The sequence below is a fragment of the Phormidium sp. CCY1219 genome, assembly GCF_035615515.1.
GTDB lineage: Bacteria > Cyanobacteriota > Cyanobacteriia > Cyanobacteriales > Laspinemataceae > CCY1219.
The window spans coordinates 1-13,717 of record NZ_JAJENT010000342.1; the positions used below are offsets into that span (position 1 = coordinate 1).

Sequence of the window (13,717 nt, forward strand, 5' to 3'; positions counted from 1 at the left end):
TTTTGTCAAGGGAGAACCTTCCATCCCGCCGCCGGCCTCGGGATTATATAAACCCCGAGGGGGAATAAATTTTCCGCATACTTCGATGGGGACGATGTTGAGAGGTAGACCGATTGATAATTGGCTGAGGTTGGAGGGCTTATGTCTTTTTCTGTGTCCGATCGCGATATATTTTTTGCGGCGGTGGGTGACGTTCACGGTCATTTTTATTCCATGTTAGGAATGCTGCAAGGGTGGGAAAACCGCACGGGGAATTCGTTAGCGTTTGTGCTGCAAGTGGGAGATTTCTTGCATCGGGATGCGGCGGATGTGGCCACAATGGATGCGCCGGCTAAGTATCGCAAAGTGGGAGAGTTTCCGGATTTTTATACGGGAAAGGCGATGTTTCCTTGGCCGATTTGGTTTATTGGGGGGAATCACGAACCCTATGGGTTTCTCGATCGCTGCTTTGCGGGGGAGGCGATCGCACCGAATTGTTTTTACCTGAGTCACGTGGGTGAGGTAACGCTGGAGGGAGTGAACGTGGTGGGGGTTTCTGGGGTCGATCGGGAAGAACGGTTTACTCGGGGTCGCCCGGATATCGCCCAGTGCGATCGCTATTCCAATAAAGAGTATATCGGGTTTACGGAAGCGGAAATCGAGCGGGCGTTAGAATTGCGATCGCCGGATATTCTGTTACTCCATGACTGGCCTTGCGGCGCGATAAATCCGGCGGATGCGGCGCAGTTTGTCACTCGCAAATACAGTATCGACCATACCACAGTAGGCAACGAATACGCCCGTTTGTTAGTGGATTTCCTGGCTCCGCAGTGGGTATTGTGCGGTCATTTGCACGTGAAATATCGCCATCGAATTCCCCGGTCTAGCGGTAGAGAAACCCAGTTTTTGGCGTTGGCCAACGTACAATCCGGAAGGGATGCGATCGCATTTTTTCGGGTTACTGCCGAGGGCACAATTGTAGAATATCTGGAAAAATAGCATCTTTGCCGGAATCGAGGGGAAAAGAATTACTCTGTCATGGCAAATTGGCCTAGTTCCGCGCGATTTCAGTGCCCCGGGTTTTATTAGCTTTCGGGTTAATTTTTGGGAAGTTATCTGGAACCCCTGGAAAAATTGCTTCAGCCTGTGGTAAAATAGCATATCGATAAACGGGGAAACAAACAACAATGGAAGAGAATCGAATTCGAGCTTACGTGCAGGTGATAAAAAAATTGCTGGATTGTCCCAGTGGGGAAGAAGTAAAGGTGCTGCGGGAACATCACGATTTAGTCGATCGCGAATTTATTGCGGTGATGGAGCAGGCGGCGGCAAAAGCAGCACAAGAGGGGAATGAAGATACGGCGAGTTTTCTGGTCAGTTTGGCGGAACAATTAAAGCCAATGTTCGACCGGGCGGAACAAATGATGAACTCGGAGGCGATGAATCGCACTGAAGCGTATCTGAAATTAATCGAACAGATGTTAAGTTGCGATCGGGGAGAAGACGTGGCGCTGCTGTTGAGTCAAAATGAGGAATTAATCGATGCAGGATTGGTGCAAACCCTGGCTCAAGTGGCGCAGTTGATGACCGAAAGAGGGGAGAAAAATTCTGCTGCGTTTTTAATTAATTTGGCCTATGAAATCTCGGAAATCGTGCAGGCGAAATAAGGCAGAGATAAGGCGGGGAATTGAAAGTGCGCCGAAGTGAACGAAGAAGAAGAAGCAACACCCGGCGTGGGTTTAAACCCACGCCTAATAGCTCAAGTCGGTTAAAAACCGACTAATATATATATGTGATAAGGCTTTCAGTCGATTTTTATTTAACCGATCGCAGGCTATGAGGCGGGGGATAAATACCCCGGCGGATCTGCGGCGGTGGGAACTGCTGCCCGGGTGTCGGCCAACCCAAAACGGCAGGTGCTTGAGGGACATACGGAGATGGTGAAGAGCGTTGCTTTCAGTCCCGATCGCAAATATCTCGCTTCGGCGGATAGCGTTGGTGTGGTGCGGTTGTGGGAGTTGGGTTAGCTGGTCGGTTGGGTAGAGGGTTTGCCTACTGTTGGCAATCTGCAATATGTTGGCTGGCAGGGGGTGGACATCATCCTCTGGTCAATCCAGAACTAGTGTATATAACCCAGGAGGTTCCGCGCGGAAGTGCCAGGTTTTCAGACCCTTATCAATCGGATGTCGGGTATTCTGTATAGACCAGCGCTTCCAAAAGCTCAAGTGAGTCTCGCGAATCCACAAAGGGAGGTAATTTATCTGTATCACTTGGCGATAGTTGCGCCCGCAGGCATAGGGAGAGAGTTTGGCATAGGGACGCCCCTTTCTGGAAAAATCGCCTTAATGTGAAGCGGTTAACTCACGCCTCTTATCCCCTCGGCTTCGGCTGCCTGTTTTAGCACATTGTTTTAAAAAATGGTTACACATCAGCTAACCTCTGGGGTAGGGGCTAACTTATCGGTGTAGTAATTGGCGGTGATGGGAGGGGCCAGTGGAAAAGCCGATCGCGGGTAAGGGAGAAGGAAACAATGAGGGGCTTATCCGGTGGTGGGGGTGGGGGCAAAGGGACCGGAAAGGGCGATCGCGGATTGGGGAAACCGGGGGCGCGATCGAGACCGATGAGAAGGCTAAATTCATGGGGATTGCATGAAGATAAACTCAGGGGAAATGAGGGTCTCCCTGGTGGGCGGATCCGGTTTTCCCGGCGGTGGGGCGATCGCGGTTGGGTTGAGACTCACAGAACCCCCAACTCGGCATTTTGCGGTCTTGACATAAAATAAAACTCTGCTAATATCTACGGCTAGACCACTTCTGATGTGAGTCAGAAGTAGCAGCAACGATCTGGCCCTAGGCAGCCGAAAAATGATTGCCTTTCCACTCTGCGTCTGCTGAACAGACCCCCATCGAGAATGTCAACCCAGAGCTAAAGCTGAGGGGAAATCCAACGCTAAAACTTTGGGAGTTAGGCTTATCCAATGAGGAAGCGAATGGGTGTCACTCCTATCCTCCTGACTGGAATGCACCGATGGGATCGACTAGGTTGGCAATCAATCAATGCCCGGGTGTAAAGACTCTGGCGCGATCGCCTTTATATATCCTGGCGCAGAGGACTGTTTCTCCTGGAGGGGAAGCCTGTGGGTCGTTTTGCACCGACTTGAGAGCGAAAACTCGGGAAACTGGCATTTAGAGGCAATTCTCCGATGATTGAGAAGGGTTCACTAAGATGTCAGAACCGCCCTAGTTTCGGCGAGCGATCGCCTTTTTCCACCCAGAAAAAAAGCGGTTCTTGTTGGGTCTAAACCCGAATTATTCAATTCCTTACAGGGGGAAAAACCGTGTAATTTGGCTCCTGGCCACACCGAATATTGACTGGTGAGCTAAGCTGGTGGGCATCTAAATTGAGAAACAGCCGCAAGCCACATTATTAGCGGAATGCATTTGCGAAGGCTGCCCGGAACACGCTAACATTTCGCTTGTCACCTTAACCCAATTTAATGTTCAACAGCTTATTCCCAGCTAATTCACTAAAATTTCGCTAGTTTCAAGATAAGGAGAAATCAAATCATGCCTCCAAAAGCCGATTTAAAAAAATGGCAAGTTCACAGCTATGGTGCTGCAGTGGGATGTTATCCTCCGCAATGGAATATTTCTGAATCAGGACAACAAGTGGTGCAAGCCACGAACAGCGAACCTTCCATTTTTTATAGTAACTTTAATTTCTACAATGCCAAACTGCTTGCCAAAGTTTCGGTGAACAGCGATGATGACGATTATTTTGGCTTTGTCTTGGGATATCAGCCTGACAACCCAGAGAGCAGCTATTTATTAGTAGATTGGAAATCTACTGATGAAGGCGAAGCAAATCTGGGATTGACGTTATCCGAAGTCACCGGATATCCCACTGCGGAACTCCTGTGGAAACACCAGCGAAACGTTATGGAAATCACGCGCGGCAAAACCCTTGGATTTGCTGGCTACGAGCGGAATCGCGAATATAGCTTTTACTTTATTTTCCTGCAAAATAAGGTAAAAATATTTGTGGATGGTCAGTTAGAGCTAGAAGCAGAAGGCGATTTTTCCGAAGGTCGGTTTGGGTTTTATAACTACGCCCAGAAGGACGTGACCTATAGCGCTGTTGTCCCGGAAAGCTTGTTCTCTGGATATTATTTGATTCAGAGCAAGTACAATGGTTTGGTGATGGATATTTCCGCCAGTCAACTGACCCCCGGAACCGGGGTCGTTACTTATTATTCCACTGGGGAAGCGAATCAACTGTGGAAACTGACTTCTACAGGGGCGATCGTTAGCAAAATGCATGGGTTTGCCCTGGATTTTGAAAACAGCGAAATCTCTCCCTATGGTTTGATTGTGGTGAATCCGCTGCAAGTCATTCAAGGGTTGCCCTCCCAGCAGTGGAAAATTGAAGAAGGGTTCATAAAAAACCAGCACGACGACAATTTAGCCATCGATATTGAGGGGGCGAAACCGGAACCCTTGGCCCCGCTTCGCGGCGCTTTCGTCAACGAAGATATCAATCAACAATGGGAATTTGTTCCCGTGGAGACGGACTAGAAAAATGCTGTGGGATTGGGAATGAAAATCGGTGCGATCGCAGAAGAAAGCCCCGGAGACATCTCGCCAATCATGTGCCCCTCTCTTTTGTGCTATAGATGCAATGTATCTAGCAAGCCGCTAGAGTTTTGGGTGGATTCTCTGTGGTGGGGTCAAAGCTGGGCATCACCCAGCTTTGTTTGGCGATCGCGCCCTTTTTAGCCAACGATATATAACTTTACGAACATGAAAAAAGTAAAAACACTTAACTGTAGCTGGGGCAATAGCGGTAAAACATCAGACTCCAGTATAATGCTTTTAAATAAAAAAAGCAATAAATTGGATGACAGAGTTGATTTACTCCTTGGTTTAGCCACACCCAATCCGAGGGTATTCCGGCCACACCACACCTAAAAATCCGCGTTGGTTTACTATTGCGTTCATAAAGTAAAAAAATATTTAAAAATAAAATAACTTTTCTTAATAATCGATAAGTGACATTCAATGGTAAATTGGAAAAATGGCAAAGGAAAAAATGACAACGGTAATTTTTTCCAATGACCCAAGGAGTTGGGGTCGGTATTGCCGAGAAAGGGTGGGAAGGAAATTGCCCCGCAAGACGCCAGGGCGACCCAGGGAAATTTTCGACAGCCTGGGCGATCGCCAGGGGGCAACGGCAATCATTGACTGGCGATCGCGACCCACGCTCAATGCATGTCGATAAAACGATATAAACCACTATTTTGGCAGGAGTGGAATCAATGGCTCAAATCAAAGTCGAAAGAGTTGACCTGAACAACTGGACAGTAGAATCCTATACGACCAATGGGGGTCGGTGGACGGTATCGGCGGATGGTCAACAAGTGGTGCAGTCCATCAACGGACAACCGACCTTTTTTTACAGTTCTTTTAACGTATTCAACACCAAAGTTTCTGGAAAAATTATGGTTGGCAATAGCGGCGATGATGATTATATTGGGTTTGCCCTTGGATTTACGCCAGGAGACACGAAAAATGCCTCGGCGAAATACGTACTGGTGGATTGGAAAAAAGGCGATCAGCCTTACGGCGGTGTAACAGCTAAAGCAGGATTGGCCGCATCTTTGGTGAATGGTGTTCCGTCACCAACACCGGATTTTTGGGGACATACTAGCAAAGTCACCGAATTAGCGCGGGGTAAAAACTTGGGCAGTACCGGATGGCAAAACAATGTGGAATACAGCTTCGACTTTGTTTACACCAAAACCAGCTTGCAAGTGTCGGTGAATGGCAACTTAGAAATTGACATCAAAGGGGATTTCAAAGAAGGACGAATTGCCTTTTACAACTATTCCCAAGATAATGTCACTTACAAAGCCTTCGAGTCGAAAGTTTTACCATCGGGTCAATTAGAAGTTCCCGCCACAAACGAAGCCGGCGTGGAATTGACCAATCCGCTGGAAGCCCAGGCGAAAATCAAACTGACCCCTACAGGTACTTGGTCGGTAAAAGAAGGAGAAGAAGTCAGCGCTGCAGGCAAACCGGGAGCAGATTTACTCAGTCATTTAACCTATCCGAACAATACGCCCTACTGTTTAATGGTAGTGGATAAAGGCAGTGGGGAAGCGATCGCAGAAGTGGGTAGCGACACCGTGATTACCCTCGAACCCGGTCAAACAGTGGCGTTTAAAATCAACGACGAACCCGGGTGGTACTGGGATAATAAAGGCAGTATCGCAGTGGATTGGATGGTTCTCGATTAAACATCGATTTAACATCGAGCTATGGGGCGATCGCGGGAAAAACTGATAAAGCCATGTTTATAAAGTAAGCTAAAACTCGGGCGTAAGTATCTCCCGGTTTACAATCCGCAGATGCTTCCCCCGTTTAACAATCCCGTCACTCGGAAAACATGAGTCCACGCATTGTCATCACTACCTACGGATCGTTTGGAGACGTTCACCCTTATATCGCGATCGCCCTCGAATTGAAAGCGCGAGGATACCATCCCGCGATCGCGATGAGTGAAAACTATCGTCCGAAAATAGAAACCGAAGGCATCGAATTTTGTCCGATTCGACCGAATGCGGCGATCGACATCGAACAAGATGGTGAATGGATTGCGGTACTCAAACAATCCCAACGGGATAGCGAGTACGCCATTTGTTACGTTTTGATGCCCCATTTGCGGGGAACCTACAGGGATTTAAAACAAGCGGTACGAGGGGCAGATTTATTAATTACGCATCATCTGTCTTTTGCCGGGTCGTTGGTGGCTCAAACCACAGGTATTCCTTGGGTGTCTACGGTACTCTCGCCGATTTCTTTCATGTCTGCTTACGACCTACCCGGAAAGGGCGATCGCAGTTTATCTGCCTACGAACAAGCCCTCAAACGAGTAGCAGATGATTCGTTGCTGCGTTTGGCCCGGTGGCAAACGCGCTATTGGAGTGCGCCGATGCGACAACTGCGGCGAGAATTGGGTTTAGGACCGGGTTTAGATCCGGTATTTGAAGGACAGCATTCACCAGATTTAGTCTTGGCTTTATTTTCCCAAATCCTCGCCGATCGCCAGCCAGATTGGCCGCCACAAACCCAAATTACCGGCTTTCCCTTTTACGATCGCCGCGCTTCTTTCGAGTCCCATTTATCCCCGGAACTGCTGGAATTTTTAGCCGCCGGAGAACCGCCAATTGTGTTTACTTTAGGCTCGTTATTTGTCTGGACTCCGGGCAATTTTTATCTGGAAGGGGCGAAAGCGGCGGCACAATTAGGCTATCGGTCGGTATTGTTGATGGGACAGGCGGCACATACCCTTTCGCGCCACGAACTTCCCGAAGGTGCGATCGCGGTGGATTATGCACCCCATTCGGAAATTTTTCCTCGGGCGGCGGCGATCGCCCATCACGGAGGTGTGGGAACCACGGGACAAGCATTGCGATCGGGCAAACCGATGTTAGTAGTGCCCTTCGCCCACGATCAACCGGATAATGCGGCCCGTGTGGTGCGGTTGGGGGTGGGTCGCACTCTGGCACTTTCCGAATCCAGCGCCCAGCAAATGGCCAGTGAGTTGAAGGAATTGTTATTCAATCCGAGTTATGCGGCAAAAGCGGCAGAAATTGGCCAGGTGATGCAGGGGGAAAATGGTGTGGGCAATGCAGCAGATGCGATCGTGTCCTATCTCAACCAAATCCGCGAGCAAAAGGGGGATGAGTAATCAAAAGGGGGGGGATTGACATCGCGCTTTTGCAGGATTGCGGACCCTTGAGTTAGGCTAATTCTGTTCCCAGCTATTCCTCATCTTAGCCCCCCATTGGCGTTTCCTGCCCAGTTTTTTAGCCGCTTTTTCTCCAACTTGATTTCTCGGAACTAGAGGGGTCAAACATTGCGATAAATCACATAGTCGATCAGTTCCTTGAGAAAGCGCCGGTCTTGAACGGCGGACAATCCTTCTTCCCCGGGGCGGAGGGGAGTTTCCGATTGGAGAAAATCCATCGAATCGAGGATTTCTATGGATTGATTGGCTAAATTGCGGGCGATATTCCAACCATGTTCGATACTGCCGCAATCCTGCATTTGCTGGTAAATAAAGGCGACTTGTTCTGGGGTTTTTTGTTCTCGGGGTAAGGCGAGAATGTCTAAGATTTGCTGAGAATATTTGGGCGGACTGTGGGCGATCGCGTGATTCAGCATCAAGGTGCGTTTGCCTTCATAGATATCGCCGCCAATTTCTTTACCATAGAGTTTCAAGTCTCCTTGAAGATTTAACAGATCGTCTTGAATTTGAAAGGCGACGCCTAACACCATGCCAAATCGGCTCAACATCGCCAACGGTTGCACCAGTTCGCTAGCTTTAACCCTGGGGTTGCCCACGATCGCGCCAATGCGACAGGGGGTCATAAAAGAATACCAGCAGGTTTTTTTGACGCACATTTTGAAATAATCGCGATCGCGCAGATTAGAACTATTGCTTGCCACCCAATCCAGTTCCATCGCTTGTCCTTCTACGGATTGTTGCGCCATCAATTCAATCTCTTGCAGGACATTCAGGGTTTTCGTAACCCCCAGTAAAGATAGATTTTCCAGCAACAATCCCACCGCCAATACATTGGTGGCATCTCCCACATTAATTGCCCGAGGAATGCCAATCATTTGGTGTAAGGTGTCTTTTCCCCGTCTTGCTTCCGAACCATCTTCGATGTCATCGTGAATTAAAAATGCATTATGATAGAGTTCTAAAGCCGCTGCGGTGGTGACGGCAGATTGTCCCATGCCTCCGATGGCTCGCGCCACGCTAATGCACATGGTCGGACGCAGCATTTTGCCGGTCCGAAAGGGATAATCTAACAGCATGTCGTAAAGCGGATCGTAGGCTCCTTCACTGTTGCGTTTTTTGTCAATAAATTCTTTAATTTTTACACCTACTGCCACCCGCGAGCTGTGCAATGCTTCGTTAATAATTGTTTTATCGAATTCGGTTTTTTGTTTCGGCGGTAACGTCTGTAGGGGGATGGTTTCTCCCGAGGGCAATTCTATCGTATCGCTCGCGATTGGTTTTGCACGAGCCGATGCAGGGGAAAGGGTAGAAACGGAAGGGCTAGAATCCGGGGCTTTCCCGTTGGTCGCTCGGACGAGTTCTCGCGGTTGAGTTATCGGTTCTTGGAGCTGATGTTGGGAATTTTCAGTGGGGGTGAAACTCCCTTGACCATTTCCATTGTGGTGGCGATCGCAAATTGGCTCGGGTTTGTTATCGAATGGCTGTGGACAATAGGTTCTGTTTGTCCCTTTTGCAGTCGGTTTCTCGTTGGAGAGAGTGGCTAACCAACCATAAAAGGTTAAAACGACAACAAGAAACAAGAATAGTTCATTCATCGACTAAAAATGGACGAGGGTGCGCTTTGCTGTTACCGTTAATTTCGCGTGCTTATTTTCTCGGACTGACAACCACTGTCGCCATTGTGTCGTCCTGTTGCTGGGAGCGATAACCATCTCCCTCCTGTGGGGTCTACTCTGGCTGAGTCTACCATCAATGCAAATCAATTCTTTCCGCTGTTATCGTCGATTCTACAGCTTTGAACTCTGCAAGTCTTTAATCGTAACATATAATTCCCTACTTGAGAATATTAACAAAAGTAGCTTGCATTGATTTTTTATATTAGTGGAAATTATCATCACCGGGAATTGACGGGGGAGCCTCAGGTTTAAGACAATAGGATATCTTCTTGTAATGGCGAGCATGGAAAGATGGTGAATGAGCCGAACGAACGGGGAACGCAGTTGGCAAGATGGATACTGGAATTGGTAGAAATACTGAGAATCCGAGGCGGATCGACCTGGGCAACATTGGTGGACACAGTGTCGGGAAAAACTGCGGCGATCGCGGTAGATGATACCGAGTTGTGGTTGCGTGCCGAGGGGGGCGAGGAACTGCAAGTGGAGGCGAGTGCCAGAACTGACAGCGCTCCCCTCAACTTTAGCACCGATGGGGATACCCTCAAAGATATCATTGCGGCGCGAATCTCCCTGGATGCAGCCGTGAGTGCAGGGGATCTCGACGTGCGGGGGGAGTTGGAAGATGTGCTCAAAATCCACGCCGTGGCGGTGGAGATTTTAGCCGATAGTGCCATCGACCCGCAATTGCAGTCTCTGTGGGCAGAATTCGAGCTTGAATGGCCCTTGCGGACGCCGAGTGCTTGTCGCCCCCTGGAATCGCAGAAACCGGATTACGGGTTTTTAATCGCTCGCGTGCCAGAAGATGTGTTGCTCACCGACCTCGACCGCTATGCTTCGGGGGATGCTTAGCACAATGCCTGCAATCTTTGGCTGAGAAGGGCGATCGCCCTGGCTGGCATGGCATTTTTAATAACCGTGCAATTGCTTTTATATACGAATTTGCCCGCAGGTATAGGTTGCGCCCTTGACAAGAATTGCATTGCCAGAATAAAAAATCTATACGATATCCGCAAATCTACCCACTAGAGTGTGGGGGTGGTCCTCCATCGAGGGCGATCGCTCTAATGGCAGGCATTCCAGGGATGGGTATGACAGCCATAATTCGGCTAAAAAGTAGGGAATGAGACGGTGGGATTGTCAGTGCAGGGAAATGGGGTCTCTCACGGGAGCGCGATCGCCCCCTCCCGGCCCAAGGGCGCTGCAAACTTCAAAAAAATTTACAAACTTTTGTTCCACATGCTGTTTAAAATAGAGCTGAGTTTACCCAGCTAGTTCCCAACTCGCACGATCTGAAACTGTGCCCCCTGCGAGGCACCAGACTAAGGCACCGTCATCCAGAATGTCGGTGCGTATGACAGAGGAATACTAATCACCGGATTTAATGCAGAGGGCTTACCTTCCCCGCCTGGAACTGACGGAATTATCGGCAGCTAGGCTAAGTATCTACTATCGTGAATGAATTGACAGCCCATGAATAAAACCGATCTGACCATTAAAATTAATGGCTTTATCCTGGATCTCAAGTGGGGCAACACAGCACCCGGAGCGGACATTATTGCTACCGATTTGGACAGTGGCGATCGCAACCAACGCTGGAAAATTACCGACTCGGGACTTATCGTCAACCAGAAAAATGGCTTCGCTCTCGACTTAGAAAGCAGCACCCAACCGAACACCTATAAAATTATTGCCAATCCCGTGCGCGGAACCGATGGAGATGCGAATCAACAATGGAACGTGACACCAGAGGGATTGCTAATTAATAAAGCCACTGGCTTAGCGCTGACCATCGATGGGCGCGATCGAGTGACCTTTGGCAGTTTGGTGATTAATTCCTATGCGGTAATTGCCACCACGGTGGATCCGGCCAATTCCCAAAATCAAACCTGGCAATTGTTCCAGAATGGACAGGAAATTAAACCGCCCGCGCCAAAACCAAAATTGCCGGCAGTGCAAACTATTACCAGTTCCGACAAACGCCCGAAGAGTGCATTTGGCTGTGCGGTGGCGATCGAGGGAAATGAGGCGATCGTCGGTGCCGGTCGAGAGGATTCTCGGGGCAACGATACGGGCGCTGCCTATATTTTGCAATTGGAAAACGGCAAGTGGCAGGAAAAGCAAAAGCTAATGCCGTCGGATCTAGAACCGGACGATCGCTTTGGCAGTTCGGTGGCGTTATCTGGGAATTGGGCGATCGTCGGTTGTCCGGGTAAAAAGCGCCAGGGTATGCCGTTTTCTGGGGCTGCGTATATTTACCAATTCCAGAACGGACAGTGGCAGCAAAAAACGCAAGTTCAAGCCTCGAATCTGCAAAATGGCGACTCGTTTGGCTGCTCGGTTGCCATTGAAGGAAAGGTGGTTCTGGTGGGAGCTTTTGGCAATGCCGCACCGCGATCGCGACGGGAATCCGGTTGGGGTGCCGGCGCTGCCTACTGTTATCAATTGGAAAACGGGCAGTGGCAATACAAACAAAAGCTGCAACCCGCAGATTTGACCCAGCGCAATCAATTCGGTTACTCCCTCAAAATTTGCGAAGACCTGGCGATCGTCGGTGCCTGCCAGCAATCTAATTATGGCAGAAATGAAGCCGCCTATATTTTCCAATTCCAAAGCGGACAGTGGAAGCAAAAACAAAAGCTCACCCCCCCGCAACCCACCAACGGCAACTTTGGCATTTCGTCCACCCTTTCTAAAGATATCGCCGTGGTAGGTAACGCGATTTATGGTCGCAATGAGGTTTGCATTTACCAATTCCAAAACGGGCAATGGCAATACAAACAAACCCTCTCGGAAGCAGCGGACAGACGCTATGGCTACGGTGCGGCAGTTGCCTTAAATGGCACCACGATTTTTGTCGGCTCTAACGATGCTCCCTCCGCCAACAACCAATCCGTGGGCGCAGTTTATCGTTACGAAGAACAAAACGGCCAATGGCAGCAAGCCCATAAATTTCAACCCAGCGACTTAGCCAGCAACGCCGCGTTTGGAGCGAGCATTGCCCTTAGCGATAAAATCTTGCTGGTGGGTGCCTCTGGGGCTGACAATGCCACCGGGACGGTCTATAGTTTCGCTCGATAAAAATGCAGGAACTGACAGTAGCGATCGAGTTTACACCGCCACTGGCAAATCTCATTTTATTCATTCAATTGTTTTACTCTAGCAGTTGTAAGCCAAAAGTCTTTTTCTCTTTACCAACATGGACTGGGAAGGCTTTGGCGGATCTACTGTATTGCCCCTGTAAATCGGGAGAATTAAACAATTATAAAAAAATCTAAAATTTAGGGTAAAACTCAAACAAAAGATTGCTAGAATAATCGATAAATCTCATCTCATCAACTAGGAGAAGCAACATGGCACTGACTATTCCAGATCCGCAACATCGCTGGACTTTTGACGAACAAAAAGGGTCGGTCGCCACCGATTCGGCGGGTAAAGCCAACGGCACCCTGTCCGCAAAGGCAACGTACAAAACGGGCGGTCCTTTCGACAGTGGTGGGATAGTTCATATCGATGGTTCTAATGATTCCTTTGTGAATTTTGGCACCAGTGTGGGTCAGTTTGGAACCAAAGACTTTACCGTAATGCTCTGGTTCCGTACCTCGGAAAAATATCGCTACTTCGACCTAGTGGGGAATCGTACTGCCGGTTCTCACGGAAATTTCTTTTGCCTGCGGATGACCGGGAAACATGAATCTTGGCCTGAAGGTCGGGTCACGGTGGAACTGGATGAAAATCAACAGGGTCGCAATTATATTGCCGTCAATAGTCAAGCCACCGGTTTAAATGATGGAAAATGGCATCATGTTGCAGCAGTCCGACAAGGCACTTCGGTGAAACTCTATATTGATGGGGTTCTCTCTGGGGAAAAACAGGGTGGCGGCGTTACCAACATTGCTAATGGAAACCCCTTCAAATTGGGGCGATCGCTGCAGCCAAACGTAGAACAGAAGTTTGCTCCCACTACAGATTACGACGACCTTCGCCTGTACGACGTGGCCCTAACTGGCGAGCAAATTAGTGCAGCAATGGCTAACCCAGACCAATCTCAATCCTTAACAGGTGAATTCCAAGTTGCAACCAACTCGGATACCGGATTTCAATTCACCAATACTACCAACGCCGAAGTCACCTATACCTTTACGCCATCCGGGAAATGGATGCCCGCCAAAGCCGAAATGGGAATTCCGGAATGCGGCCCAGAAGGAATCAAACAGTTTCCAGACCAATACCAAAAAATGCTAAAATATCCCAAC

General features: G+C 49.0%; 10 protein-coding genes. 9 read left to right on the forward strand and 1 reads right to left on the reverse strand.

What is annotated here, in order from left to right; all coding sequences use genetic code 11:
- The first annotated feature begins 141 nt into the window (after positions 1 to 141).
- The 6 genes from LKK83_RS06075 (at position 142) to LKK83_RS06100 (ending at position 7,728) form a co-directional block, all read left to right on the forward strand.
- Positions 142 to 978 carry a metallophosphoesterase gene (locus LKK83_RS06075; protein ID WP_324630051.1) on the forward strand — a complete coding sequence of 279 codons (837 nt, stop codon included), beginning with the start codon at positions 142 to 144 and terminating at the stop codon, positions 976 to 978.
- A 188-nt stretch (positions 979 to 1,166) separates the two neighbouring features.
- Positions 1,167 to 1,646 carry a hypothetical protein gene (locus LKK83_RS06080; protein WP_324630052.1) on the forward strand — a complete coding sequence of 160 codons (480 nt, stop codon included), beginning with the start codon at positions 1,167 to 1,169 and terminating at the stop codon, positions 1,644 to 1,646.
- A gap of 207 nt (positions 1,647 to 1,853) precedes the next feature.
- Positions 1,854 to 2,006 (forward strand): WD40 repeat domain-containing protein, encoded by a 153-nt coding sequence (locus LKK83_RS06085; RefSeq protein ID WP_324630053.1) that lies wholly within the window; start codon positions 1,854 to 1,856, stop codon positions 2,004 to 2,006.
- 1,539 nt (positions 2,007 to 3,545) lie between these two features.
- Positions 3,546 to 4,553, forward strand: a complete 1,008-nt coding sequence (locus LKK83_RS06090) for an RICIN domain-containing protein (RefSeq protein WP_324630054.1) — start codon at positions 3,546 to 3,548, stop codon at positions 4,551 to 4,553.
- A 740-nt stretch (positions 4,554 to 5,293) separates the two neighbouring features.
- Positions 5,294 to 6,274 (forward strand): hypothetical protein, encoded by a 981-nt coding sequence (locus LKK83_RS06095; RefSeq protein ID WP_324630055.1) that lies wholly within the window; start codon positions 5,294 to 5,296, stop codon positions 6,272 to 6,274.
- Between the two features lie 149 nt (positions 6,275 to 6,423).
- The gene (locus LKK83_RS06100) at positions 6,424 to 7,728 is read left to right on the forward strand and encodes a glycosyltransferase (protein ID WP_324630056.1); all 1,305 of its coding nucleotides are present in this window, start codon (positions 6,424 to 6,426) and stop codon (positions 7,726 to 7,728) included.
- Positions 7,729 to 7,889: 161 nt separating this feature from the next.
- Here the strand turns inward: LKK83_RS06100 and LKK83_RS06105 are convergent, their stop codons facing one another.
- Positions 7,890 to 9,383 carry a polyprenyl synthetase family protein gene (locus LKK83_RS06105; RefSeq protein WP_324630058.1) on the reverse strand — a complete coding sequence of 498 codons (1,494 nt, stop codon included), beginning with the start codon at positions 9,381 to 9,383 and terminating at the stop codon, positions 7,890 to 7,892.
- A gap of 372 nt (positions 9,384 to 9,755) precedes the next feature.
- Between LKK83_RS06105 and LKK83_RS06110 the strand changes: the two genes are divergently transcribed.
- From LKK83_RS06110 to LKK83_RS06120, 3 genes are all read left to right on the forward strand, one after another.
- The gene (locus tag LKK83_RS06110; protein WP_324630059.1) at positions 9,756 to 10,313 is read left to right on the forward strand and encodes an SCP2 sterol-binding domain-containing protein; all 558 of its coding nucleotides are present in this window, start codon (positions 9,756 to 9,758) and stop codon (positions 10,311 to 10,313) included.
- A 621-nt stretch (positions 10,314 to 10,934) separates the two neighbouring features.
- The gene (locus LKK83_RS06115) at positions 10,935 to 12,542 is read left to right on the forward strand and encodes a ricin-type beta-trefoil lectin domain protein (protein WP_324630060.1); all 1,608 of its coding nucleotides are present in this window, start codon (positions 10,935 to 10,937) and stop codon (positions 12,540 to 12,542) included.
- 272 nt (positions 12,543 to 12,814) lie between these two features.
- A partial coding sequence (locus LKK83_RS06120; protein ID WP_324630061.1) for a LamG domain-containing protein occupies positions 12,815 to 13,717 on the forward strand: 903 nt, incomplete at its 3' end.